This window comes from Arenimonas sp. SCN 70-307 (genome assembly GCF_001724815.1).
GTDB lineage: Bacteria > Pseudomonadota > Gammaproteobacteria > Xanthomonadales > Xanthomonadaceae > Arenimonas.
Genome location: NZ_MEDO01000001.1, coordinates 77,199 through 102,135, shown reverse-complemented (window position 1 = coordinate 102,135; position 24,937 = coordinate 77,199). Strand labels below are relative to the sequence as shown.

The following is a 24,937-nucleotide window of genomic DNA, read 5'->3' as shown; positions in this document are numbered from 1 at the left end:
GATTCAGTGCGCCGCTTCGGGCGACGCGGTGTGGCCGGCGCGTTCGGCGGCAAGCCGGTAGCCGCCGGCACCGCGCTCGAGGCAACGGGCGACGCGGCCGATGGTGGTGACGCTGACGCCAGTGCGGTCGTGGATCTCGCGGTAGGGCACGCCCGCCTGCAGCAGGGGGATCACCCGCCAGCGGTCGCACAGGGCCTCGAGCTCGGCCGGGGTGCACAGGTCGTCCAGGAAGGCCCGCAGCTCGGCCGGCTCGCGCAGGCCCAGCATGGCCTCGACGAGGGCGTCGAGGTCGGTCTGGTCGGGGCGGGTGGCGGGGTCGCGGCGCTTCATGGCGTGAGAATGTAATAACGCGCTATTACATTGTCAAGCAAACCCAGCATCCCATCCGGCTGGTCAATGCCCCGGACGCGGTCTAGAGTGGATGCGGACGAGGGGAAACCGGCCACTGATGCGCATCTTCGCGACACTTTTGGCACTGCTGCTGGCCCTGTGCGCCGCGGAAACACAGGCCCAGCCGGCCCTGCTCGACGAGGGCACCGAGGCCCTCCGGCTGGCGCCCCACCTGGGCTATGCCGTGGACCCGGAGGGTCGGGCCGACGCCACCACCATGCTGGCGCGGGCCGGCCGCGGCGAGTTCGCCCCCCTGCCCGACGGCAACACCACCCTGGGCTTCACCGAGGGCGCCTACTGGTTCCACGCCGAGCTGTTCAACACCCGCGCCGGCCTGCAGCGCTGGCTGCTGGTGCTGCACTACCCGCTGCTCGACAATGTGGACGTCTACCTGCGCTACCCCGACGGCCGGGTCGAGCATTTCGCCTCCGGCGACAGCCTGCCCTTCTCGGCGCGATCGATCCGCTATCGCCACCCCAACTTCTGGGTCGACCTGCCCACCCGCACGCGCGTGGAACTGCTGGTGCGCGTCTCGAGCCGCAGTTCGCTGCAGGTGCCGCTGGCGCTGTACACGCCCACCGCCTTCGCCGAGCTCGAGCGCGATTCGCAGCTGGGCATCGGCCTGTTCTACGGCATCCTGGTGGCGCTGTTTTGCTACAACCTGGTGCTGTGGCTGAGCCTCCGCGACGCCAGCCATTTCTGGTACATGCTGCACGTCAGCGCCTTCGGCCTGGTGATGCTCTGCCTCAATGGCCTGGCCTTCGAATACCTGTGGCCGAACTCGCCCTGGCTGGCCAACCACGCCATCCCCATTTCGATGGCGCTCTCGCAGGTCGCCATGCACCAGTTCTGCCGCGTGTTCCTGGAGCTGCCGGAGCGCCAGCCGCGGGCGAACCTGTTCTCGCTGCTGATCATCGGCTTCTACGTGCTGATGGGCGTGGCCTCGCTGTTCCTCGAATACCGAACGGTGGTCAAGCCGCTGACGCTGGCGGTGTTCCCGGGTGCGCTGTTCATCCTGGCGATCACCATCAATTCCATCCGCGGTGGCTATGCGCCGGCCAAGGTGTTCCTGGCGGCCTGGGGCTTCCTGCTGCTGGGCACGGCGCTGTATGCGTCGGTGAGCTTCGGACTGCTGCAGAAGGGGTTCCTCACCGAGTACGGCATCCAGATCGGCTCGGCGCTGGAGATGATCCTGCTCTCGTTCGCCCTCGCCTACCGATACGCCCGCCTGCGCGGAGAAAACGAGCGACTGGTGCGCGAGCACAACGAGCAGCTCGAGCGGCACGTGGCGCGGCGCACCTCGGAGCTGAGCACGGCGCTCGAACAGCTGGCCGAAGCCAACCAGCGCCTGCGCGAATCGAACCGGCGCGATGCCCTGACCGGCCTGTTCAACCGCCGCCACTTCCGCGACGTGTTCGAACACCAGATGCACCATGCCGCCGAACACCGGCAGCCGCTGGGCGTGCTGCTGATCGACCTTGACCACTTCAAGAACGTCAACGACACCCACGGCCACCTGGCCGGCGACGAGTGCCTGCGCTGGCTGGGCCGCTGCCTCACCGACAGCCTGTCCGCGCACGGCGCGCTGCTGGCGCGCTTCGGCGGCGAGGAGTTCGTGGCCGTGGTGCCCGACATCGAGGGCGAGCGCCTGCTGCACCTGGCCGAGCTGGTGCGCGTGCGCATCTGCAGCGAGCCGGTGCGTTATGCCGGCAACAACATCGGCATCAGCGCCAGCATCGGCGCCTTCGTGCTGCGCCCGGGCAGCGGCATGGGCGTGGACGAGGCCCTGCACCGCGCCGACGACGCGCTCTACGCGGCCAAGGACGGCGGCCGCAACCGCGTGCACGCCGACGCCGACCTCACCAGCTAACCCCGGATCCTGTAGGAGCGCCTTCAGGCGCGAATCCCTGCTTTGCCGAAGGCAAAGTCAAAAGATTCGCGCCTGAAGGCGCTCCTACAAGGGTGCTAGAGGGCCTGGCGGGCGGCGGAAAGCAGGCGACCGGAACGCACCAGCGCCACGGCGGTGGCGATGTCGCCGTCCATCGCGCGGTCGCGGGCCATGAAGGGGATGGCCTCGCGCAGCGCCGCCCAGGCCGCGCGCACGGCCACGCCCGGCTCGAACTCCGGCGCGGCGGCCAGTTCCTGGCGCAGGCCTTCGACTTCCGCGAGGAAAGCCGGGCGGTCGGGGTGGCCCGGCAACGGCGCGCCCTGCACCTTCGCGGCCAGCGCTTCGGCATCGGCGGTACGGGCCAGCTCGCGCGCGGCGTTGATCATGTCGCGGCGGTAATCCAGGGCCTGTGCGGCGGTGTAGAGCTCCAGCGCCAGCACGTGGCCCAGGTCTTCCACCATTTCCAGCACGTGGCGGCCCTCGTTGGCGCCCATGGACACGTGGTCCTCGGCGTTGGCCGACGTGGGGATGGAATACACGCTGGCCGGGTGGGCGCGGCTGGCCAGGTCGTTCACCAGCGCGGCGGCGGTGTACTGCACGATCATGAAGCCGCTTTCGGTGCCGTCTTCGTTGCCGATCAGGAAGGCCGGCAGGCCATCGTTGGTGGCCGGGTCGACGAGCTTGTTGAGGCGGCGCTCCGAAATCGAGGCCAGCACCGGGATGGCGGCCTTGAGGTAGCTCATCGCCAGCGCCAGCGGCATGCCGTGGAAGTGGCCGGCCGAAACCACCTGGTCCTCGATTTCAACCTTCCCGGCGCGCCGCTCCCGGCCATCCATGGCCTCCGCGGCATTCGGACTCCTGTCCATCAGATCCGGGAACAGCAGGGGATTATCGGTGACGGCGTTGAGCTCGATGTCCACCACCCGCTTGGCCTGCTCGAGCGCATCGCGCACGGCGCCGTGCACCTGCGGGATGCAGCGCAGCGAATAGCTGTCCTGCGGCTGGTGCTTCTTGCCGCCGCGGAAGGGCCGGAAACGCTGGTAGAAGCGCTCGCGGCCGTGGCGCTGCGAGAACGGCACCCAGTCCCAGCCGATGTCGAAGGCCAGGGCCTGCTGCGCCGGCGTGGCCCAGCTTTCCGGCAGCCACTGACGGAAGCGCGGCACCAGGTGGTAGGCGATGTCCGAGAGCGTGGAGCCCGACAGCAGCGTGCGCAGTCGCGCCGCCACGTGCACCTGGCCCGGGTGCGGGCGCAGCGCGTGCACGTGCGGGTCGAAGGCGCGCAGGCGGCCGGCGAAGGCATCGAGCGTCATCGCGGCGGCGAGGTCGGCGGTGTCGAGCAGGTCTTCGAGCTTCTCGATCGCCAGCACGGCCGTGGCCAGCATCTGCGCCGTGCCGTTGTTGAGCGCCAGGCCTTCCTTGTGCGAGAGCGACACCGGCTGCAGGCCGGCGCGGGCCAGGGCCTCGGCACCCGGCAGGCGCTGGCCGTCGTAGAAGGCTTCGCCGCCGCCGAGCAGCACGATGGCCAGGTGCGAAAGCGGCGCGAGGTCGCCGCTGGCGCCCACGCTGCCCTTGCGCGGCACCACCGGCACGATGCCGGCGTTGAGCATCGCCGCCAGCGCCTGCAGCACCTGCGGGCGGATGCCCGAGTGGCCCATCATCAGCGTGTTGATGCGGATGGCCAGCATGGCGCGCACCACGTCGGCCGGGAACGGCTCGCCCACGCACACCGCGTGGGTGACGATGAGGTTGCGCTGCAGCTCCTCGAGCACGCTCTCGCCGGTGTCGGCGGCGCCGGGCAGGCCTTCGCGCACCCGGCGCGAGCCCAGCAGCTTGTCGGCGTTCGAGCCGAAGCCCGTGGACACGCCGTAGATCGGTTCCTGTTTCTTGACCTGGTCTGCAAGGAAATCGGCGGCGCGCTGCACCGCCTGCAGGCGCGCCTCGTCGAGCCGCACGGGCGCGCCGTGGGCGATCTCGGCCACCTGGGCGCGGTTGAGGCTACGGCCGTCGAGGGTAATGGGCTTCATGTCAGTGTTTTCCCATCGCGCGCTGTTGTTCGAGCTCGACCCGCAGGGTGGCGGCCAGGTCGGCACGCGACACCTCGAACTGTTCCTTGGCGCGCAGGTCCTTGACCGTGACCACGCCGCGCGCGGCTTCGTCCTCGCCGTAGAGCGCGACGAAGCGGATGCCGGCCTTGTCGGCGTACTGGAACTGCTTGGCCAGCTTCTTCGCCTCCATCTGCACCTCGGTGTTGATGCCGGCGGCGCGCAGCTGGCGGGCGATGTCGAGCGAGTCGCCCAGGCGGGCCTCGTCCATCAGGCCCACCATCACCTCGACCGAACTTTCGGCGGTGTCGATGATGCCGGCCTCGCGCAGCTGCCAGAACAGGCGCGTGGCGCCGATGGAGATGCCCACGCCCGGCAGGCGCGACTTGGTGTAGTGGCTGGCCAGGTCCTCGTAGCGGCCGCCCGAGCAGACCGAACCGATCTGCGGGTGGTCGTCGAGCGTGGTCTCGTAAACCGTGCCGGTGTAGTAGTCCAGGCCGCGGGCGATGGAGAAGTTCACCGCGTAGTCGGACTCGGGCAGGCCCTGGGCCTTGAGCAGCCCGATCACTTCGCGCAGCTCGGCCACGCCCTGCTCGAGCGTCGGGTTGCCGCCGCCGAGCGCATCGAGGCGCGCCAGCGCGTCGGCGTGCGAGGTCGAGCGCACCTGCACGAAGGCCATGATCTTGTCGGCCACCTCGTCGGCCAGGCCGAAGTCCGGCCCGGTGAGCGTGGCGCGCACGGCCTCGGCGCCGCGCTTGTCGAGCTTGTCGATCTCGCGCAGCACCAGCGCCTGGCGCTCGCCGTCGGCGATGCCCAGGCCCTCGAAGAAACCGCGCAGCAGCTTGCGGTTGTTGAGCTGGATGGTGAAGGCGCCCACGCCCAGCTCGGAGAACACGGCGTGGATGACCGCCGGCATCTCGGCGTCGTGGCGCACGCCGAGCGAATCCTTGCCGATGACGTCGATGTCGCACTGGTAGAACTCGCGGAAGCGACCACGCTGGGCGCGCTCGCCGCGGTACACGCGCTGGATCTGGTAGCGGCGGAAGGGGAACGCGAGGTCGTGCTCGTGCTGGGCGACGTAGCGCGCCAGCGGCACGGTCAGGTCGAAGCGCAGCGCCAGCTCGGGTTGGCCGCCGCCGGCTTCGGCGGCATTGCTCAGCGCGCCGGTGGACTGCACAAAATAGACCTGGCGCTCGGTCTCGCCGCCGGTCTTGGTCAGCAGCACCTCGGACAGCTCGAACACCGGCGTTTCCACCGGCAGGAAGCCGAACCGCTCGTAATTGCGGCGGATGGTGTCCAGCATGCGCTGGAAGGCGATCTGGTCACGGGGCAGCAGCTCCATGACCCCGGGCGTGGTGCGGGGCTTGATCAAGGCGGGCACTCCAGTGCGAACTCGCGCATTCTAGCGGCAGCGGCCACCCGGGCGTGTCGCCGCCGCGCGAGCGAAGCCGCCCGGGCTTGCCGAAACCCGGCCGAGCCCCTAGAATTGCCGGCTCGATCCCTCGGGGTGTAGCTCAGCCTGGTAGAGCGCTACGTTCGGGACGTAGAAGTCGCAGGTTCAAATCCTGTCTCCCCGACCAAATTGCTGTATTTCAAAGGGCCGCCCTCCGGGGCGGCCCTTTTTTTGTCCCGCGCGGCTCAGGGCCGCCGGCTGCGGTCGCCCGAATACAGGGCCGGCTCGCGGGCCGGGGGCGGCGGCATGTTCCCCGCCGGCCGGACAGGTGCACCGTCCCCGGCCGTGCAGGCGTCGTTGGCAGCGGCAACGCCGTACTGGCAGCGCGCTTCGGCCCCCTGGTCGGCCGCCAGGCTCAGGCGCATCACCTGGTGCATGCGCTGGGCCTGCTCCTGCTCGGCCAGCGAGACCAGCACGTTCAGGCCGGCCTTGAACGAACAGGCGTCGTCGTAGGCGCGCAGGTCGGAGAGCGCCTCGAGCGGGCCGTAGGGCTGGACGGGCGTCCCGCCGGCGCCCTTCTGGCGCCCCTGGATGCGCTTGGCCAGGATGATGGCGCGGATGCGCTCGCGCTCGCCGTTGATGGCCGCCTCCAGTGCCTGGAAGGTCTTTTCCTGGAAGTAGGTGGCGTTGAAGCCCTCGATCGACTTGCCCACCACCAGGTTGGCCACGCCCAGCGCCGCGGCGGTGTTCGGGTCGACCTGGGTGGCGGCGGTGGCGGTGCTGGTGAGCAGGTCGCCGGCCAGGCGGCCGGTGAAATCCGTGAGCGTCCGGTTGGAGAACACCCGGTGCATGTAGTTCGAGCAGTTCATGTCGGACACCGCGAGCAGCGTGTCGAGCGCCTTCTCGCCTTCGGGATCGCGCCCCGAGATGGCCGCCACGTCGGCGAAGTTGGTGGAGGCGTACACGCATTCACTGTTGCCGCCATGCGGCTTGCCGTCCTCGACCGAGCGCGTCTCCATGCAGTGCAGCGCCAGGGCCTTCTTGTCGCCGGTGGCCGGCGCGACCGCCGCACCCTGCGCCTTGAAATGCACGGCCGGCTGGCTGCGCAGCTTTTCGGCCACGTTGGCGCAGCCCACCAGCATGAGGGGCAGCAGCAGGCCGCCCAGGATTTGAGGCTTGAGTTCCATGTCGATGTCCCCTGTTGGATAGGTGGCACCCAGCCAGCGCGAGCCTGCCGCGCAGCGCGTCCACTCCCGGGCCAACGCAGCCCATTACCGGCGAGGGACAACGGCCAGCCGGGCTCACCCGGTTAGGAATACACATAGGCCGACGCCACGGCCGGTGCTTGGTTACACTCGGCCCAACGTGGGGCTTGGGGAAGCGGATGGGCTGGATCCTGGGGATCGTGGGTGCCTTGCTGGGCGCGTTGTTCGGCCTGGCCGTGATGGACCTGGACCGAACCCTGTTCGGCTTCGTCGCCGGTGGCGGCATCGGCTTGCTGCTGGGCTGGCTGCTGGCCCTGCAGGTGCGGGTGGTGCGGCTCGGTACCGAGCTGGCCGACCTCAAGCGCGCCGGCCCGCGGCCTGCCCCGGTCCAGGCGCCGGTCGCCCCGGCTCCGGCACCGGCTCCAGCACCGGCCGCCCCGCGCGCCGAGCCGGCACCGCCGGCCGCGGTTTCCAGCGCCCCGCTGCCCGCGCAGGCCGCCGCGCCCGCCGTGGCCGCAGCCGCGGCGCCGGAGCCGCCCCCGATTCTGGCCGCCGCCCCGCGCCCGGTGCCCGCCACGCCACGCACGCCGGCCGAGCCCGACGCGCTGGCCAAACTCGCCCGCGTCCTGCGCAGCTGGTTCTTCGAAGGCAACGTGCCCGTGAAGCTGGGCGTGCTGGTTCTGCTGTTCGGCGTGGCCGCGGCCATCAAGTACGCGGCCGACGCCGGCTGGCTGACGATGCCGATCGAACTGCGCCTGGCCGGCATCGCCGCCGGCGCCATCGCCGGCCTGGTCTGGGGCCTGCGCAGCGCCGCCGAGCGGCCGGCTTTCGGCCTGAGCGTCCAGGGCGGCGCCATCGGCATCCTGCTGCTGGTGGTGTTCGCCGCCTTCCGCAACTACCAGGTGCTCGATGCCCTGCCCGCCTTCGTGCTCGTGCTGGTGCTCGTGGCCGGCGCCAGCGTGCTGGCGGTGAAGCAGAACGCGCCGGCGCTGGCGGTGCTGGGCTTCGTCGGCGGCTACCTCGCGCCGGTGCTGCTCTCGACCGGCAGCGGCAACCACGTGGCGCTGTTCTCCTACTACGCCGTGCTCAACGCCGCCGTGTTCGCCATCGCCTGGCAGCGGCCGTGGCGCGCGCTGAACCTGGTGGGGTTCGTTTTCACCTTCGCCATCGGCGGATTCTGGGGCGCGAAGTACTACCAGCCCGAGAAGTTCGCCACGGTCGAGCCTTTCCTCGTGCTGTTCTTCCTGTTCTACGTGGCCATCCCGGTGCTGTACGCGCTGGCCGGCCGGCAGAAGAACGGCAAGGTGGACGGCACGCTGCTCTTCGGCACGCCGCTGCTGGCCTTCCCGATGCAGGTGGGCCTGCTGGGCGACGACCGCATGGGCCTGGCCTACAGCGCGCTGTTCGTGGCGGCCATCTACACCGGCCTGGCGCTGTGGGCGCGGCGCAACGAGCGCCTGCGCGACCTGGCGCAGAGCGCCGCCGGCATGGGCCTGGTGTTCGCCACGCTGGCCATCCCGCTGGCGCTGACCGCACGCTGGACCTCGGCCGCCTGGGCGCTGCAGGGCGCCGGCATGGTCTGGCTGGGCCTGCGCCAGGAGCGGCGCCTGGTGCGCTGGAGCGGCCTGGTGCTGCTGGTGCTGGCGGGCCTGGCCTGGATGGTGAGCCTCTTCGACCACGACCCAGGTTATGCCGACCGCTTCGTGCTCAATGCCCACGTGCTCAACCTCGGCCTGCTCGCCCTGGCCTGGCTGGCGGCGAGCTGGCTGTACCAGCGCGCCGGCAAGGCCGTCGCCCTGCAGGTCATCCTGCTGCTGGTGGGACTGGGCTGGTGGAGCGTGCTGGGCATGCGCGAGATCGAGGTCAACCTCGACCCGCGCTTCGATGCGCTTTATTACGGCGGCTTCGCGCTGCTGACCGCGGCGCTGGCGGCGCTGCTGCGCGGGCCGATGGCCTGGCCGCGGCTGTCGTGGCCGCTGGTGGCCTCGGTGGTGCTGATGCTGCCGCTGACGCTGGCCACGCAGGACCATTACGACACCACGATGTTCCAGCACCCGCTGTGGTGGTGGTGGCCGATGCTGGCGGCCGCGCTGCTGACGCTGCGCTCCCTGCGCGAGCCACGCTCGCGTGGCCTGCCGCTGGCGCACCTGGGCTGGCTGGTGACGCTGGGGTCCGCGCTGGGCATCACCCTGCTGCGCGTGGCCGAGGACCAGATGGGCCTGGCCGATGGCTGGCTGCTGCCGGCGCTGCTGGCGCCGCTGGCCGCGATGGCCTGGCTGGCGGCGTCCAAGCCCGGGTTCGCCGGCTGGCCCGTGGCCGACCAGTTCCCGCGCTGGCGCAAGGTGTGGCTGGGCATCGCCGGCGCCGGCCTGGGCCTGGGTTGGTTCTTCGGCCACTTCCTGCCCGGCGACAGCGCGCCGCTGCCCTGGCTGCCGCTGCTCAACCCGCTCGAACTGTCGCTGCTGCTGGGCCTGCTGGCCGGCGCGGCCTGGCTGCGCAACCACGACGATCCGCATCGCCTCGGCGGCCTGGCCTGGGCGGGCGCGGCGCTCTTCACGCTGACCATGAGCGTGCTGCGCGCCTGCCACCACCTGGCCGACCTGCCCTGGAACGCGCGCCTGCTGATGGAAACCACACCACAGGCCAGCCTCACCGTGGCCTGGTGCCTGGCCGGCGTCGCCGCCTGGGTGCTCGGTTCGCGGCGCAAGGACCGGCCGCTGTGGTGGCTGGGCGCGGCGCTGCTGGGCGTGGTCATGCTCAAGCTGATCGCCGTGGACCGGCAGTTCGTCGGCGACATCGCCGGCATCGTGTCCTTCCTGGTGGTGGGCGGCCTGCTGGTGCTGGTCGGCCGCATCGCCCCCACCCCGCCCCGTTCGGAGTAAACGTATGCGAACTGTCTTGATGCTCGGACTGCTGGCCACCGGGCTCGCGCACGCGAGCGCGACGCCGCAGGACTACGCCGTGCAGTGGCCGGTGCAGGCCGAAGGCGACGCCGCGGCGTACGTGCTCGAGCTCGACGCCGCCGTGCTGCTGCACGTCACCCGCGCCGACCTGCGCGACCTGGCCGTGTTCAACGCCGACGGCGAGCCCGTGCCCTTCGCACCCTGGCCGCCGGAAGGCACCGACGACGAGCTGCTCGAGCCGGTGCCGTGGCTGCGCGTGCCCTTGCCCCAGGCGGGCCAGCCGGAAAGCCTGGCGCTGCGTCTTGAGCGCGATGCCGATGGCCGCCTGCGCGGACTGGACCTGCGCACGAACGACACGGCGCCGCCGCCGGCCGAACGCCATGACCTGCTCGTCGATCGCGGCGAAGAGCCGCCGACCATCTCGGCGCTGCACGTGACCCTGGCCGATGATGCCGCGCTGCCGGTGAACCTGCGCGTTCGCGTGTCCTCGTCCGGGGACCTGGTGGAATGGCGCCCCCTGGTGTCCGGCCAGCCGCTGGTGGCCCTGGACGACAACGGCCTGCGCATCGAGCGCCTGAAGCTCGAGCTGGGGCGCACCGATGCCCGTTACCTGCGCCTTTCGATCGAGAACGAGGGAAGCTGGCCGGCGCTGGCCGGCCTGCAGACCGGCCGCCATCTGCGCAGCGGCGATGAGCGCCCCTGGCAGATGGTGTCCCTGGCCGGCGTGGCCGTGGCCGGGCAGCCGGGCATGTTCGACTACACCAGCCCCGGGCCGATGGCCATCGAGCGCGTGGATGTCGAACTGCCGACCAACAATGCCGTGGCCGCCGTGCAGGTGACGGCCCGCGACCATGCCGAGGATTGGTGGCGCCCCGTCACCGGCTTCATCGCCTTCCGCCTGGGCAGCAACGGCGACGAAGTGCGCCACGTCGAGCCCGCCGTGCACCTGCATCGCGAGCGCCAGTGGCGCGTCAGCACCCAGCCTGCGCTCACGCGCCCGCCGGAACTGCGGCTTCGCTATCGCCCCGAGCGCTTCGTGCTGCTCGCCCAGGGCCCGCGTCCCTACGTGTTGGTGGCCGGCAGCGTGCGCGCCCAGCGCGAGGACTATCCGGTGAAGGCCGCGCTCGCGGCATCGAGTTCGGAGCCTGCGGTGGCGACGCTGGGCGCGATGAGCGACGCGGGCGGCGCGGCGGCACTGGCGCCGAAGCGCGGCGAGGACTGGCAGCGATGGTTGCTGTGGGCGATCCTGGCAGTCGGAGCCGCCCTCGTCCTGGTCGTGGCGCTGAAGGTCCTGCGGCAGCCGAATCAATCGTCCCCATGAAGCGGGACTACAAGGCAATCGGAGACTGGTGCGTGGACGCGCACTACGTGACAGCCACGGAGCTGCCCGAAAGCGTCGCCTGCCTCCAGCTCGAGACCATCCGCATGCACTCTGGATGGCCGACGGCTGCGCGACTTGCTTGCCTTACATGAAGCCGGGCGATAGTCACACCCAGCAGCAGGCAAACTGCCGACTTGACCCTGACCAAGTGATACTTTAGTGTCACTCCATGCGAACCGAACTCGTCACCACCCTCAAGCGCCAGGCGACCGACCTGCTGGCTGACGTCGAGCGGGACAAGCAGCCCATCCTGATCACCCAACACGGCCTGCCGAGCGCCTACCTGGTCGATGTCGAGACCTACCAGCTGCAGCAGGAACGCATGGCCATCCTCGAAGGCATCGCCCGGGGCGAGATGGCGATCGCGGAGGGCCGTACCCTGACCCAGGCCCAGGCCGAGAAGCGCCTGGCCAAATGGCTCAAGTAATCTGGACCGAGCCGGCCATCGCCGACCTCGAGGCCATCGCCGAATACATCGCCATCCAGGATCCGGAAGCGGCCAAAGCCGTGGTGCGGCGAATAGTTGCCCATGTGAAGCAACTGGCCGACCATCCGAAATCCGGGCCCCGCCCCAAGGAACTAGGGCCCAAGTCGCGCTACCGACAGATCGTCGAACCGCCATGCAGGGTCTTCTATCGGCACGACGGCGAGCAGGTCCACGTCGTGCACGTGATGCGCACTGAGCGATTGTTGCGACGCAGCCAGCTTAGGCGTTCTGTACCGAAAGCTTGAGCTCGGACAGCCGGCCAGCGAGCACATCCAGGCCCAAGGCCGCGGCCCCGCCCGGCGATACGCGCGCATCGAGGCTCGCCTGCGGGTCCGCGCCGTGCGAGGGCAGCGGCTCGGCGGCGGCAAGTTTGTAGGCCTCGCGGAACGGCAGGCCGGCGACCGCGAGTTCGACGGCCTTGTCGGTGGCGTACATGCCCTCGTCGAAGGCCTGGGCCAGGCGCTCGGGCTTCCACTGCAGGCCGCGCAGCAGGTTGGGCAGCAAGGCCAGCGCGCCCAGGCCGCGGCCGAAGGCATGCACCAGCGCGCCCTTGGTGAACTGCAGGTCGCGGTGGTAGCCGCTGGGCAGCGACAGCAACTGCTCGAGTTCGGTGCGGGCGGCGGCGATGCTGGCGTAGGTGGCGCGCATCAGCTCGACAAGGTCGGGGTTGCGCTTGTTGGGCATGATCGAGCTGCCCGTCGTGTATTGCGCCGGCAGGCTGACGAAGCCGAACTCGGCCGTGGTGAACAGGCTCAGGTCCCAGGCCAGGCGGCGCAGGTCGAGCGCGGCGGCGCCGAGCGCATCGACCGCGGCCAGTTCGTACTTGCCGCGGCTGAGCTGGGCGTAAATCGGGCTCACCTGCAGGCGGGCGAAGCCGAGCGCTTGCGTGCTGAACTCGCGGTCCAGCGGCAGGTTCACGCCGTAGCCGGCGGCGGTGCCCAGCGGATTGGCATCAATCCACTCGCCCGCCTGGCGGGCGCGCACGGCGTTGTCGATGAAGGCCTCGGCGAAGCCCGCCCACCACATCGCGGTCGACGAGACCACGGCGCGCTGCAGGTGCGTGTAGCCCGGCATCGGCAGCGTTTCGGCCTGCGCGCGCTGAAGGCAGACCCCGGCGACCTCACGGCACAGCGCCTCCACCTCGCCCAGCTTGCGCTTGAGCCACAGCCGCGTGGCCACCAGGATCTGGTCGTTGCGGCTGCGGCCGGTGTGGATCTTGCGACCCACGTCGCCCAGGCGCTCGACCAGGCGCGATTCGATCGCCGAGTGGCAGTCCTCGTAGCGCTCGTCGAGCACGAAGGCGCCGCTCCTGAGGTCTTCGGACAGCGCCGCCAGCTCGCGGCACATCGCCTCGGCCTCGTCGCCGCCAAGGATGCCGATGCGCGCCAGCCCGCGGGCATGCGCGGCCGAGGCGGTGATGTCGTCCTGGATGAACTCGCGGTCGAGCAGCACGTCGTCGCCGGCCAGGAAGGCCTGGATGCGCGGGTCCACTTCCACGCCGGGTTTCTGCCAAAGCAGCTCGCTCATGTCGGGATTCCCATCGTCTCGGGCAGGCCGAAGGCCAGGTTGAGGTTCTGCAGCGCCTGGGTCGCGGCGCCCTTGAGCAGGTTATCGAGCGTGGACACCACCACCAGGCGGCGGCCGTCCTCCGACAGCGTGAAGCCGCCCACCTCGGCGCCGTGGCGGCCAGCGACGTGGCTGACCCAGGGCGCTTCGTCGCGCACCGACACCAGCGGCTCGCCGGCGTAGGCGGCGCGGTAGCGCGCCAGCACCTCGTCGCGCGTGGCCGGCGCGGCCAGGTGCAAGTTCGCCGTCAGCGTGATGCCGCGGAAATGCGGCGCCACGTGCGGCATGAACTCCACCGGATACCCCAGCTGGCGGCTGACTTCGCGCTCGTGGATGTGGCCCACCAGCGAGTACGGCATCAGGTTGTCGCGCAGCTTGTCGGGGTCGTTCTTGTCCGAGGGGCTGGTGCCGGCGCCGCTGTAGCCCGACACGCCGAAGCACTGCGTCGGGCCGGCCAGCAGCCCGCGCATCGGCGCCACCGCCAGCTGCATGGCCGTGGCGTAGCAGCCCGGGTTGCTGATGCGACGGGCGCCGGCCGCGCGGGCGCGGGTGAGCTCGGGCAGGCCGTAGTGCCAGGCCTCGTCGAAGCGGTAGTCGGCCGAGAGGTCGACCACCACCGGGTCGGCCGCGGCCCAGTCGAGCGCGGCGCAGAAGCCCGCTGCCATGCCATTGGGCAGGGCCAGGACCAGCGCGTCCACGCCCTGCGCCGCGACGGCCTCGGGGCCGAGGTTGGTGTAGCGCAGGTCGCCCGCGTAAGCGGGTTCATGGTCGGCCAGGCGCTGGCCATCGCGCTCGCGCGAGGACACGAAGGCCAGCTCGAAGCGCGGATGTGCCGCCACCAGCCTGATCAGCTCCGCGCCCACGTAGCCGCGCGCGCCGACCAGGCCCAGGGAGATGCGCTCAGCCATGGCGGCCTCCGTGCTCGAGCAGGAAGTCGAGGTTGCGGCGTACCACCGGCCACTCGCTGTCGAGGATCGAATACACCGCGGTGTCGCGCAGGTGGCCGTCGGGCATGCGCATCTGCCGGCGCAGGATGCCGTCGAAGTGGGCGCCCAGGCGCTCGATGGCGCTGCGCGAGCGGTGGTTCATCACGTGCGTGCGCAGCTCGATCACGCTGCAGCCCATGGCGTCGAAGGCGTGGCCCAGCAGCAGGCGCTTGGCCTCGGTGTTGAGCGCGGTGCGCTGCACGCGCGCCGAATACCACGTGAAACCGATTTCGAGGCTGGGTACCACCGGGTCCATCCGGAAGAAGCGCGTGCTGCCCACGGGCTCGCCGTTGGCGTCGCGCACGAGGAAGGGCATTGCGGTGCCGGCCTCGCGGTCGGCCATGGCGCGGGCCAGCCAGGCGCGGAGGGTCTCGGGGCCCGGCACCTGCGTGTACCACAGGTTCCACAGCTCGCCGTCGGCGGCGGCGGCCAGCAGGTCCTCGCCGTGGTGCGGCTGCAGCGGCTCGAGGCTGACGTGCGCGCCCTCGAGGATCGGCGGAATGGTCCAGTGCAGGCTCTGCATGTTCAGCCCTTGAGCGTGGCGGGGCGCGCCAGGCAGTGGTCGACGGCGAAGCGGATCTGTTCCCAGCCTTCCAGACCGTACCAGAACACGTTCCACTTCTCGCCCTTGAGGCAGCCGTCGGCTTCGTCGAAGTAGAAGTCGTTCACCGGGTTGCCGCTGCGGGCGCGCCAGAACAGCTGCGGCGTGTCGGCGCGCATCACCTGCCAGGCGGCGCGGCCCAGGCCTTCGCCCTGCGCGTCGTCGCTGACGGCGAACTTGTCCAGGTGCGCGATGCCGTTCTCCTCGGTGATCAGCAGCGCGGCGCGGTAGTGCTCGCTCACGTAGGCCTTGAGCAGCCGGGTGCGCTCGAAGTAATCGGGCGCCAGCTTGCGGCCGAAGCCGCTTTCCACCAACGTCTTGAGGCGCTTGAGGTCGAGCTTCTTCCAGCTGGTGACCTTGCGCACCTGCTCGCCCCGCCGCACGAGCGTGCCCGAGCCGCGGTGGGTGAACAGCTCCTTGGCCAGCTGGTCGGGGCGGGTGATCGACACCGAGCTCGAGGGCGGCAGCTGCATCAGCAGGTCGTGGATCTGCTGGATCTTCACCTTCATGCCCGAGTGCAGCCAGGGCTGGGACATCAGCTCGGCGTATTCGGTGCTCAGGTTGATCGAATCGATCACCTGCCCGTCCCCGTCGAGCAGGCCGCCCGTGCCGGTGAGGAAGATGATCTTGTAGGGCTGCAGCGTCTTGACCAGCTCGTTGGCCGCCCAGTCGGCGTTGACGTTGAGGATCTGGCCGCTGGTGGTCTCGCCCAGCGAGGCGATCACCGGGATCGAGCCCACCTTGATGGCCGCGCCGATGCCGGCCACGTCCACGCGCTGCACCTGGCCGACCAGGCCGTACTTGCGCTTGCCGAGGTAGTCGCACTCGAACACGCCGGCGGTGATGGAGGTGGCGCGCACGCCCTGGGCCTGCAGGGCCTCGACCAGGCGCAGGTTCTCGCGCTGGGCGACCCGGCGCACGATGGCCAGGCTTTCGGCATCGGTGTAACGCAAGCCGTCGACGGTCTTCTTGGCGATGCCGGCGGCGGCCATCTCCTCGTCCAGCTGCGGGCCGGCACCGTGGATGACGATCGGCGTCAGGCCCACCTGCTGCAGGAAGGACAGCGAACTCACCAGCGCGTCGAGTTCGTCGCGCAGGATGGCGCCGCCGACCTTGACCACGGCGAAGCGCGCCGCGTCGATCTGCGAGAAGCGCTTGAGGTATTGCTGGATCTCCTTGGCGCTGGCCATGTTCGACAGCAGCCGGACGATCGTGGTGCGCATTTCGGTCACGCGTGTTGCTCCAGCAGGCGGGTGTAGTGGTTGGCGGCGGCGGCGAGCTGGTCGAGCGCGACCCACTCGTCGGCGGTGTGGGCCTGGGCGATGTGGCCCGGGCCGAAGACGAAGGCGGTCAGTCCCGCCTCGGAGAACAGCGAGGCTTCGGTCCAGAAATCCACGGCGTTGCCGATGGGCAGGCCGAGCTCGTCGGCCAGGTCGCGCGCGGCGAGGCGCTTTTCCTCGGCGCGGGCGATGTCGCCGGCGGGCAGCGAGGGGCCGCGGAAGGTTTCTTCATAGTGCGCCAGCGCCGCCGGATCGGCCAGGCCGCGGAAGCTGGCGTGCATCTGGTCGAGGTCCATCGAGGGCAGCGGCCGGAAGCCGAAACGCAGCTCGGCGGCCGGCGCGATCATGTTGGCCTTGATGCCGCCCTCGACGCGGCCGATGTTGAAGCGCAGGCCCGTCAGCCCGCCAAAACGCGCGTGCGACTGCGCCTTGGCGTGGTCGAGCGCCTTCGTGCCCCAGCGCATGGCCTGGTGCACGGCGCTGAGCTCGAAGGCATCGGCGCCCGAGGCGTGGCCGGCCTGGCCCTTGAAGCGCATCAGCACCGAGCTGATGCCGCGATGCGCGAGCACCGCCTCGCACATCGTCGGCTCGGCGATGATCGCCTGCTCGAAGCCGTGGTCGGAGGCCAGGAAGGCGGCGATGCAGCGCGCGTCATTGGCCTCTTCGTCGCTGCTGAAAAGGAAGGCGGCGTCGCCCGTGGTGGCGTTGGCGGCGGCGACCAGGCCCGCGGCGGCGCCCTTGATGTCGCAGGCGCCCAGGCCGATGGCCTTGTCGGCCGTCACGCGCAGCACGTGCGGGTCGGCGCTCCAGTCGGGCGAGGCCGGCACCGTGTCCAGGTGCACGTTGAACACCCGCCGCGGGTTGCCGCGCACGGCCAGCATCGACACCGCGCCGGCGCCGTGGTCGGTCACCCGCACCTCGAAGCCCGGCAGCTGCGCGCGCAGGTAATCGAAGATGCCGCCGGTGCCGATGGCCCGTGGCGGGTTGCGCGTGTCGAAGCCGACGAGCGCTTCGAGGTGTTGCAGGACGTTCGGAAGCATGGCCATCTCAGCGCTTGTTGATCTCGGCCCACAGGGTGCTCGACATGCCGAACAGGCGGATGAAGCCCTCGGCCTCCTCCACGCCCCAGTCGGCCGACTGCGCGTAAGTGGCGCCCTTGGCGTTGAGCAGGTGCGGCGAGCGGATGGCCACGGCATCGACCTTGCCGCCCTGGGTCTCGAGCACCACCTCGCCATTCACGCAGCGCTGGCTGGAGGCCAGGAAGGCCTCGAGGTCGGCCTTGAGCGGGTCGTTGTAGAAGCCCTCGTACACCAGCTCGACCCACTTGCGCGCGACCTCGGGCTTGAAGCGGTTCTGGTGCTTGGTGAGCACGGCTTCCTCGAGCGCGCGATGGGCCGCGAGCAGCGCGGCCAGGCCCGGCGCTTCGTAGATGATGCGGCCCTTGAGGCCAATCGTGGTGTCGCCGGTGTACATGCCGCGGCCCACGCCGTACTCGGCGAACAGGCCGTTGAGCCTGGCCAGCAGCGCCGCGCCGGCCATCGGCTGGCCGTCGAGCGCCACCGCCTCGCCTGCCTTGAAGGTGAGCGTGACCCGCAGCGGCGCCGCCGGCCACTGGGCGCGCGGCTTGCACCAGCCGCGGGCGCCCTCGCCCGGCGCTTCCCAGCGGTCGATCTCGCCGCCCGACAGCGTCACGCCCAGCAGGTTCTCATTGATGGTGTAGCTCTTTTGCTTGGCGCGAACCTCGAAGCCGCGCTCTTCCAGGTAGGCCTGCTCGTAGGCGCGGGTCTGGGTGTGCTGCTTCTGGATTTCGCGGATCGGCGCGACGATCTGGTAGTCGCCGGCGGCCTTCACCGCCAGGTCGAAGCGCACCTGGTCGTTGCCCATGCCGGTGCAGCCGTGGGCGATGGCGTTCGTGCCCAGCTCGCCGGCGCGCTTGAGCGCGGCATCGACGATCAGGTAGCGGTCGGAGACCAGCAGCGGGTATTGGCCCTGGTAGCCCTCGCCGGCCATCACGAAAGGCTTCACGAAGCCGTTCCAGATGGCCGGGCCGCCATCGACGGTGACGTGGCTGGCGGCGCCCAGCTCGGCCGCGCGGGCCTCGATGTAGGCGCGCTCCTCGGCGTCCACGCCGCCGGTGTCGGCGAACACGGTGTGCACCGCCCAGCCGCGCTCGCGCAGGTAGGGAATGCAGAAACTGGTGTCGAGGCCGCCGGAGAAGGCGAGGACGATGTGCTTGTCGGTCATTTCTTGGTCCTGGAAAGCCCCTCTCCCCTTGGGAGAGGGGTTGGGGAGAGGGTTACTGGGAAGCCAGGGCCGCCATCACGGCCTTCTGCACATGCAGGCGGTTCTCGGCTTCTTCGATGGCGATGCAGTTGGGCGAATCCATCACCCCGTCGGTGGCCTTCACGTTGCGGCGCAGCGGCAGGCAGTGGCTGAACACGCCGTTGTTGGTCATCGCCATCTTGGCCTCGTCGACGATGAAGTGCCTGTGCGCATCGCGGATGGGCTTTTCCTGGTCCCAGCGGCCGAAGTACGGGATGGCGCCCCAGCTCTTGGCGTACACCACGTCGGCGCCGGCGTAGGCCTCGGCGATGTCGTGGCTCATGCGGAAGCTGCCGCCCGACTCGGCCACGTTGTCGCGCGCCCAGCCCAGGTAGCGCTCGTCGAGCGCGTACTCCGGCGTCGGGCACAGCAGCGTCACGTCCATGCCCAGGCGGGTGGCGATGGTCAGCGCCGAGTTGGCCACGGCGGTGTTGAGCGGCTTGGGGTGGTAGGTCCAGGTCAGCACGTACTTCTTGCCGCGCAGGTCGGTCGTGCCGAAGTGCTCCTGCAGCGCCAGCGCATGCGCCAGCTCCTGGCAGGGGTGGGTGATGGTCTCGAGGTTGATCACCGGCACCGTCGAGTACTTCGCGAAGGCCCGCAGCACCTTGTCCTGGCGGTCCACGGCCCAGTCGATGAACTTCGGGAAGGCGCGCACCGCCACCAGGTCGACGTAGCGCGAGAGCACCCGCGCCACCTCGGCGATGTGCTCCTCGGCCTCGCCGTCCATCACGGTGCCCAGCTCGAACTCGATCGGCCAGGCGTCCTTGCCCGGCTGCAGCACCACGGCATGGCCGCCGAGCTGGAAGGCGCCGAGCTCGAAGCTGGTGCGGGTGCGCAGCGAGGGGTTGAAGAACACCAGGGCGATGGACTTGCTCTTGAGCTGGGCCCCGGCCTGCCCGGCCTTGAAGGCGGCGGCTTGGGCCAGGGTCGCGTCGAGTTCGGCGCGGGTCCAGTCCTGGGTGTTGAGGAAGTGCTTCATTGGCGTGTCCTGGAGGGGATTTCGGGGGCCGGAAAACAAAAAAGCCCAGCGCGGGGCTGGGCTTTCAGGCGAACGAGCAGGCGCGTCCGGTTACCCAGCGAAACTGTGGGGTTCCGGTCGGCGCGCGCGCGAGGTCATGCCCGCCGCCATGCGGGCGGAGGTGAGGACGTCGGCGTCGGCCTTGGTCTGCATCATGGGCACAAGTATGGGGCCGCGCGGGCGGGGCCGCAACTCAGCGGACGTAGCCGGCCTCGTCGGGGGTGACCGAAACGCGCACCCGCAGGCGGTTGCCCGGGTCGTAGGGCAGCCGCGAGACGTACTTCTCGCCCTTGTACATGTACTCGACGTCGTAGCCGACCACCTGGGTTTCCTCGCGCTCGACTTCGACGATGCGGCAGCCGCGGGCCTCGGCCTCTTCGCGCTGGCGGGCGATGTTGTTGCCGATGGCGCCGCCGGCGACCGCGCCGGCCACGGTCGCGGCCTTGCGGCCGTCGCCCTTGCCGACCTGGTTGCCCAGGGCCGCGCCGACCAGGGCGCCGACCACGGTGCCGGTGGTGGTGGAGCCGGACTGGCGGTACTCGACGTCGTCGCAGCGCTCCTCCGGGGTGCGGGTGCGCACCACTTCGACCACCTCGTCGGCGCGCAGCACCTGCGCGTATCCGTAGCTGATGTTCTCCGGCACGGCGCGGTTGTAGCCCTCGTAGCTCTGGTCGCCGTAGCGGCCGTCGGGGCCGTACTGGGCGGCGGCGGGAAGGCTGGCCAGGGCCAGGACCAGCAGGGGCATCGAGCGGGTGGCGAGACGCATGGCGGGGACTCCTCGGGGACGCCCGGATTTCAGCACCGGACGGCTGAACCCCGGCCTAAGATTTTCGTTAATGCCGGCCCCCGGCTTGCTAGACTGCCGCTTTCGCCCTTCGTACTGCCATGGAACTGCGACTTCACAACAACCTGACCCGCGCGCTCGAGGTTTTCGAGCCCCAGGACCCCCACCGGGTCACGATGTACGTCTGCGGTCCCACCGTTTACAACTACGTGCACATCGGCAACGCCCGCCCGCCGGTGGTGTTCGGGGTGCTGGCCAACCTGCTGCGGCGCCGCTACGGCCGGGTGGTCTACGCCCGCAACATCACCGACGTGGACGACAAGATCAACCAGGCCGCCCGGGAACAGGGCGTGCCGATCGGCGAGATCACCGGCAAGTTCGCCCGCGCCTACGCCGAAGACATGGCCCGGCTGGGCGTCGAGCCGCCGGACCTGACCCCGCACGCCACGGCGCACATCCCGCACATCATCGCCATGATCGAGCGCCTGATCGACTCGGGCCACGCCTACGCCGCCGAGGGCCACGTGCTGTTCTCCGTGGCCAGCTTCCCGGAGTACGGCCGGCTCTCGCGCCGCGACCCGGAGGAAATGCTGGCCGGCGCCCGCGTCGAGGTGGCCCCCTACAAGCGCGACGCCGGCGACTTCGTGCTGTGGAAGCCCTCCACGCCCGACCTGCCGGGCTGGGACTCGCCCTGGGGCGTGGGCCGGCCGGGCTGGCACATCGAGTGCTCGGCCATGGCCGAGGCGCACCTGGGCGAGACCATCGACATCCACGGCGGCGGCGTCGACCTGCAATTCCCGCACCACGAGAACGAGATCGCCCAGTCCACCTGCGCCCACGGCGGCGCGGTGTTCGCGCGCTTCTGGCTGCACAATGGCCTGCTCAACTTCTCCGGCGCGAAGATGTCCAAGTCGCTGGGCAACGTGGCCATCCTGCACGAGCTGCTCGACCAGCATCCGCCGGAGGCCCTGCGCTACGCCCTGCTTTCGGCCCACTACCGGCAGCCGCTGGAGTGGTCCGATGCGCTGATCGAACAGAGCGTGCGCACGCTCGACCGCCTCTACGGCACCCTGCGCGACCTGGCCGGCGTGCCGGCCACGGAGCCGATCGTGCCGGTGGCGGTGGAAGCGGCGCTGTGCGACGACCTCAACACGCCGGCCGCGCTGGCCGAGCTCTCGCGCATCGCCGGCGAGGCCCGCAAGGCCGAGTCGCCCATCGCCCGCGCCAGCCTGAAGGCCGAACTGCTCGGCGGTGGCCTGCTGCTGGGCCTGCTGCAGCAGGCGCCGGAAGCGTGGTTCAGCCGCGGCGGCGATGCCGGCGACGACGCCCGCATCCAGGCCCTGGTCGAGGAACGCAACGCCGCCAAGGCCTCGCGCGACTTCGTGCGTGCCGACGCCATCCGCAGGCAGCTGGCCGAGGAAGGCGTGCTGCTCGAGGACACGGCCCAGGGCGTGCGCTGGAGGCGCGCCTGATGCAGCCCACCGAAGCCACCGCAGCCGAAGCCCAGGCCGCCATCGCCGAAGAGTTTTCCTTCTTCGGCGACTGGTCCGAGCGCTACCAGTACCTGATCGACCTGGGTCGCAAGCTGCCGCCCTTCCCCGAGGACTGGAAAACCGAGGAGCACCGCCTGCACGGCTGCCAGTCGATGGTCTGGATCGTGGCCGAGGGCAATGCCGAACGACTCGAGTTCCACTCGGTGAGCGACTCGAGCATCGTCTCGGGCCTGATCTACCTCGCGCTGCGGGTGTACTCGGGCCGCAGCGCGAAGGAGATCCTGGCCACCACCCCGGACTACATCGCCACCATCGGCCTGGCCAAGCACCTCTCGCCCACCCGCAGCAACGGCCTGGCCTCGCTGCTGGCCTTCATCCAGGACACCGCCCGCCGGCACGCGCCGGCCTGACAGGAGCCGCCATGCCCCGCCTTCGCCTGCTCGCCAGCTGCCTGGCCGTCGCCCTCGCCTTCCCGTCCCTGGCGGGCGCGGCCCCGGACCTGGCACCGCCGCTGGCGCAGTTGCCGGCGCAGTCGCAGGCGATGGCCCCGGTGGTGGCGCGCTTCCGCGCCGACCTGGCCAGCCTCGAGCGTGTGCACGACGCCACCGCCGGCCCGCGCCGCGAACAGGCGCTGCGCCAGCTCTACGCGAGCTGGCAGGCGCGCCTGGGCGAGATCGACCCGGCCGCGCTGGGCGACGAGGATCGCCTCGACCACGCCCTGTTCCGCCGGGACCTGGCCTACCGCCTGGGCCAGCTGGATTTCCAGCGCCAGCGCGTGGCCGAGGCCGCGCCGCTGCTGCCGGGCGTCGAGCGGCTGGTTGCCCTGGTGGAAGCGCGCCGCGCCCACGAATACCCCGATGGCCGGGCCAGCGCCGACGTCCTCGAGGCCGTGCGGCGCGGGCTGTCCGACCTGCACACGCGCCTGGCCAAGGACCCGAAGGCCGCCGGCACCTCGCCCATCGTCGCCTTCCGCGCGGCGCGCCTGCTCGACGGCGTGCGCGCCGACCTCAAGCAGTGGCACGGCTTTTATTCGGGCTACGACCCGGACTTCAGCTGGTGGACGAAGCAACCCTACGAGGCGCTCGACAAGCAGCTCGAGGCGCAGGCCAAGCTGCTGCGCGACACCCTGGCCGGCGCCAGCGACCCGGAAACCATCATCGGCGACCCGATCGGCCGGCAGGCCTTGCTCGAGGGACTGCAGCACGAGCTGATCCCCTACACGCCCGAGCAGCTGATGGATCTGGCGGAGCGCGAGCTGGCCTGGTGCGAGCGCGAGCTGGCCAGGGCCGCGGCCGAAATGGGCGCGAAGGATTGGCGCGAGGCGCTCGAGACCGTCAAGTCGCGGCACCCGGCGCCCGGCGGGCAGCCCAGGCTGGTGGTGGAACTGGCCGACGAGGCGATCGCCTGGCTCGAGGCGCGCGAGATGGTCACCATCCCCGAGCTGGCCAAGCGCGACTGGCGCATGACCATGCTCACGCCCGAGTACCAGCTGCAGGCGCCGTTTTTCCTCGGCGGCCAGGACGTGTGGGTGGCCTACCCCACCGACACCATGCCGCACGACAAGAAGCTGATGGCCCTGCGCGGCAACAACCGGCATTTCTCGCGCGCGGTGGTGCACCACGAGCTGATCCCGGGCCACCACCTGCAGTACTTCTACAACAACCGTTACCAGACCCACCGCGAGCTGTTCGACTCGCCGTTCTGGACCGAGGGCTGGGCGCTGTACTGGGAGTTCCGGCTCTGGGACGAGGGCTTCGCCACCACGCCCGAGGACAAGGTCGGCATGCTGTTCTGGCGCAGCCACCGCGCCGCGCGCATCCTGTTCTCGCTGGGTTTCCACCTGGGCAAGATGACGCCCGACGAGGCAGTGGAGCTGCTGGTCAACCGCGTCGGCCACGAGCGCGAGAACGCCCGCGCCGAGGTGCGCCGCAGCTTCGCGGGCGACTACGGCCCGCTCTACCAGATCGCCTACATGGTCGGCGGGCTGCAGTTCCGCGAACTGCACCGTGAGTTCGTCCAGTCGGGCCGCATGAGCGAACGCCAGTTCCACGACGCCATCCTGATGGGCGGCCCCATGCCCGTCGCCGCCGTCCGCACCCGCCTGCAGGGCGCCGTACCCGCCCAAGACCTGCGCGCCGACTGGCGCTTCTATCGCTTCGACTAAAGAAAAAGCCCCGGTTTCCCGGGGCTCTTCCTTCACCTGATGCGCGGGGTTACTCGCCCATCTGCTTCTGGCGGTGTTCCCAGCGTTCCTGGGCGTCGATGGTGCGTTCGGCGGTGAGGCGGGCTTCGAGGCGCTCGAGGCCGATTTCCTCGCCGGTGTCCACGCAGTAGCCGTAGCTGCCGTCCTCGATGCGCTTGAGCGTGCTGTCGATCTTGCTGATCAGCTTGCGGTAGCGGTCGCGGGTGCGCAGCTCGAGGCTGTTCTCCGACTCGCGGCTGGCGCGCTCGGCCTCGTCGCCGACGTCGCGCACCTCTTCCTTGAGGTTCTCGATGGTCTGCTTGGACTCCTCGACCAGCTCTTCCTTCCACTGCAGCAGGCGCTGGCGGAAGTACTCAAGCTGCATCGGGCCCATGTATTCCTCCTTGGCCGACGGCTTGTAGCCCTTGGGCAGCTCGACGCGGCCGACACGCACCGGCAGCGGCTTGATGCGCTCCGGACGCGGCGCCGACGGCTTCACGTAGCCAGCCACCACGCCGCTGCTGCGCTTGACCGCCGGCTTGGCGGCAGGCGCCACCTTGGCCGGGGTCGCGGCCTTGGCGGGCTGCGCCACCGGCTTGGCGGCCGGCGCGGGCTTGGCGACAGCCGCCGGCTTGGCGGCCGGCTTCGGTGCCGCCTTGGCGGCGGCCTTGGCCACCGGCTTCGCCGCCGGCTTGGCGGCCTTGGCGGGCGCCGCGGCCTTCTTCACCGGCTTGGCGGCCGGCTTGGCGATCTTCTTGGCCGGCGCGGCCTTGGCGGCCGGCTTCTTCGCCGGGGCGGCCTTCTTGACCGGCTTGGCGGCCGGCTTGGCCGACTTCTTCGCAGGCGCGGCCTTGGCGGCCGGCTTCCTGGCCGGCACGGCCTTCTTGGCGGGTTTGGCGGCCGGCTTGGCCTTCGCCACCGGCTTCTTCACCGGCTTGGCGGCCTTGGCGGGCTTCTTGGCGGCCGGTTTGGCGGCCTTCTTCAGTGTTTTCTTAGCGGCCACTATCGGATTTCCT

Annotated in this window: 21 protein-coding genes and 1 tRNA gene; 9 read left to right on the top strand and 13 right to left on the bottom strand. The window is 70.5% G+C overall.

What is annotated here, in order from left to right:
- Window positions 1–3 precede the first annotated feature (3 nt).
- A complete protein-coding gene (locus tag ABS41_RS00475) occupies window positions 4–330 on the bottom strand; it encodes a YerC/YecD family TrpR-related protein (RefSeq protein WP_290588856.1) in 327 nt (108 codons plus the stop codon).
- Window positions 331–448: 118 nt separating this feature from the next.
- Here ABS41_RS00475 and ABS41_RS00470 point away from each other — a divergent pair, with 118 nt between their 5' ends.
- Window positions 449–2,260, top strand: a complete 1,812-nt coding sequence (locus ABS41_RS00470; protein ID WP_290588853.1) for a diguanylate cyclase — start codon at window positions 449–451, stop codon at window positions 2,258–2,260.
- 95 nt (window positions 2,261–2,355) lie between these two features.
- Here ABS41_RS00470 and ABS41_RS00465 read toward each other — a convergent pair whose 3' ends face one another.
- Window positions 2,356–4,302 carry an aromatic amino acid lyase gene (locus ABS41_RS00465; protein WP_290588850.1) on the bottom strand — a complete coding sequence of 649 codons (1,947 nt, stop codon included), beginning with the start codon at window positions 4,300–4,302 and terminating at the stop codon, window positions 2,356–2,358.
- Between the two features lies 1 nt (window position 4,303).
- Window positions 4,304–5,692 carry a histidine--tRNA ligase gene (hisS, locus tag ABS41_RS00460; protein ID WP_290588846.1) on the bottom strand — a complete coding sequence of 463 codons (1,389 nt, stop codon included), beginning with the start codon at window positions 5,690–5,692 and terminating at the stop codon, window positions 4,304–4,306.
- A gap of 131 nt (window positions 5,693–5,823) precedes the next feature.
- Here hisS and ABS41_RS00455 point away from each other — a divergent pair.
- Window positions 5,824–5,900 (top strand) — tRNA-Pro (locus ABS41_RS00455).
- Between the two features lie 58 nt (window positions 5,901–5,958).
- Here ABS41_RS00455 and ABS41_RS00450 read toward each other — a convergent pair.
- Window positions 5,959–6,900, bottom strand: a complete 942-nt coding sequence (locus ABS41_RS00450) for a hypothetical protein (protein WP_290588843.1) — start codon at window positions 6,898–6,900, stop codon at window positions 5,959–5,961.
- Window positions 6,901–7,097: 197 nt separating this feature from the next.
- Between ABS41_RS00450 and ABS41_RS00445 the strand changes: the two genes are divergently transcribed.
- From ABS41_RS00445 to ABS41_RS00430, 4 genes are all read left to right on the top strand, one after another.
- Window positions 7,098–9,800, top strand: a complete 2,703-nt coding sequence (locus ABS41_RS00445; protein WP_290588840.1) for a DUF2339 domain-containing protein — start codon at window positions 7,098–7,100, stop codon at window positions 9,798–9,800.
- Window positions 9,801–9,819: 19 nt separating this feature from the next.
- On the top strand, window positions 9,820–11,142 hold the full coding sequence (locus ABS41_RS00440) for a DUF3999 family protein (RefSeq protein WP_290588837.1): 1,323 nt from the start codon (window positions 9,820–9,822) through the stop codon (window positions 11,140–11,142).
- 229 nt (window positions 11,143–11,371) lie between these two features.
- On the top strand, window positions 11,372–11,629 hold the full coding sequence (locus ABS41_RS00435; protein ID WP_290588833.1) for a type II toxin-antitoxin system prevent-host-death family antitoxin: 258 nt from the start codon (window positions 11,372–11,374) through the stop codon (window positions 11,627–11,629).
- Window positions 11,617–11,934: a type II toxin-antitoxin system RelE/ParE family toxin gene (locus ABS41_RS00430; protein WP_290588830.1), complete on the top strand. Its 318-nt coding sequence runs from the start codon at window positions 11,617–11,619 to the stop codon at window positions 11,932–11,934. The genes ABS41_RS00435 and ABS41_RS00430 overlap by 13 nt, the downstream gene beginning before the upstream one ends.
- On the opposite strand, the gene ABS41_RS00425 is transcribed toward ABS41_RS00430, so the two are convergent.
- From ABS41_RS00425 to ABS41_RS00390, 8 genes are all read right to left on the bottom strand, one after another.
- Window positions 11,909–13,216: an argininosuccinate lyase gene (locus ABS41_RS00425; protein WP_290588827.1), complete on the bottom strand. Its 1,308-nt coding sequence runs from the start codon at window positions 13,214–13,216 to the stop codon at window positions 11,909–11,911. The genes ABS41_RS00430 and ABS41_RS00425 overlap by 26 nt on opposite strands.
- On the bottom strand, window positions 13,213–14,163 hold the full coding sequence (gene argC / locus ABS41_RS00420; RefSeq protein WP_290588824.1) for an N-acetyl-gamma-glutamyl-phosphate reductase: 951 nt from the start codon (window positions 14,161–14,163) through the stop codon (window positions 13,213–13,215). The genes ABS41_RS00425 and argC overlap by 4 nt, the downstream gene beginning before the upstream one ends.
- The gene (locus ABS41_RS00415) at window positions 14,156–14,764 is read right to left on the bottom strand and encodes a GNAT family N-acetyltransferase (protein ID WP_290588821.1); all 609 of its coding nucleotides are present in this window, start codon (window positions 14,762–14,764) and stop codon (window positions 14,156–14,158) included. The genes argC and ABS41_RS00415 overlap by 8 nt, the downstream gene beginning before the upstream one ends.
- Window positions 14,765–14,766: 2 nt before the next feature.
- Entirely contained in the window at window positions 14,767–16,065 is a 1,299-nt protein-coding gene (locus ABS41_RS00410) for an acetylglutamate kinase (protein WP_290589216.1), read from the bottom strand.
- Window positions 16,066–16,070: 5 nt separating this feature from the next.
- Entirely contained in the window at window positions 16,071–17,162 is a 1,092-nt protein-coding gene (locus ABS41_RS00405) for an acetylornithine deacetylase (RefSeq protein ID WP_290588817.1), read from the bottom strand.
- A gap of 7 nt (window positions 17,163–17,169) precedes the next feature.
- Window positions 17,170–18,366 (bottom strand): argininosuccinate synthase, encoded by a 1,197-nt coding sequence (locus ABS41_RS00400; RefSeq protein WP_290588814.1) that lies wholly within the window; start codon window positions 18,364–18,366, stop codon window positions 17,170–17,172.
- Window positions 18,367–18,418: 52 nt separating this feature from the next.
- The gene (locus ABS41_RS00395; RefSeq protein ID WP_290588811.1) at window positions 18,419–19,423 is read right to left on the bottom strand and encodes an N-acetylornithine carbamoyltransferase; all 1,005 of its coding nucleotides are present in this window, start codon (window positions 19,421–19,423) and stop codon (window positions 18,419–18,421) included.
- 232 nt (window positions 19,424–19,655) lie between these two features.
- The gene (locus ABS41_RS00390) at window positions 19,656–20,228 is read right to left on the bottom strand and encodes a glycine zipper 2TM domain-containing protein (protein ID WP_290588808.1); all 573 of its coding nucleotides are present in this window, start codon (window positions 20,226–20,228) and stop codon (window positions 19,656–19,658) included.
- Between the two features lie 119 nt (window positions 20,229–20,347).
- On the opposite strand from ABS41_RS00390, the gene cysS reads away from it, so the two are divergent.
- Genes cysS through ABS41_RS00375 form a run of 3 tightly spaced genes read left to right on the top strand, consistent with a single transcriptional unit; the run spans window position 20,348 to window position 23,903 of the window.
- Window positions 20,348–21,718: a cysteine--tRNA ligase gene (gene cysS / locus ABS41_RS00385; protein ID WP_290588805.1), complete on the top strand. Its 1,371-nt coding sequence runs from the start codon at window positions 20,348–20,350 to the stop codon at window positions 21,716–21,718.
- On the top strand, window positions 21,718–22,149 hold the full coding sequence (locus tag ABS41_RS00380; RefSeq protein ID WP_290588802.1) for a SufE family protein: 432 nt from the start codon (window positions 21,718–21,720) through the stop codon (window positions 22,147–22,149). Before cysS ends, ABS41_RS00380 begins: the two co-directional genes overlap by 1 nt.
- 11 nt (window positions 22,150–22,160) lie before the next feature.
- On the top strand, window positions 22,161–23,903 hold the full coding sequence (locus tag ABS41_RS00375) for a DUF885 family protein (protein ID WP_290588800.1): 1,743 nt from the start codon (window positions 22,161–22,163) through the stop codon (window positions 23,901–23,903).
- A gap of 49 nt (window positions 23,904–23,952) precedes the next feature.
- Here ABS41_RS00375 and dksA read toward each other — a convergent pair whose 3' ends face one another.
- On the bottom strand, window positions 23,953–24,924 hold the full coding sequence (gene dksA / locus ABS41_RS00370) for an RNA polymerase-binding protein DksA (RefSeq protein ID WP_290588796.1): 972 nt from the start codon (window positions 24,922–24,924) through the stop codon (window positions 23,953–23,955).
- Between the last annotated feature and the right edge of the window lie 13 nt (window positions 24,925–24,937).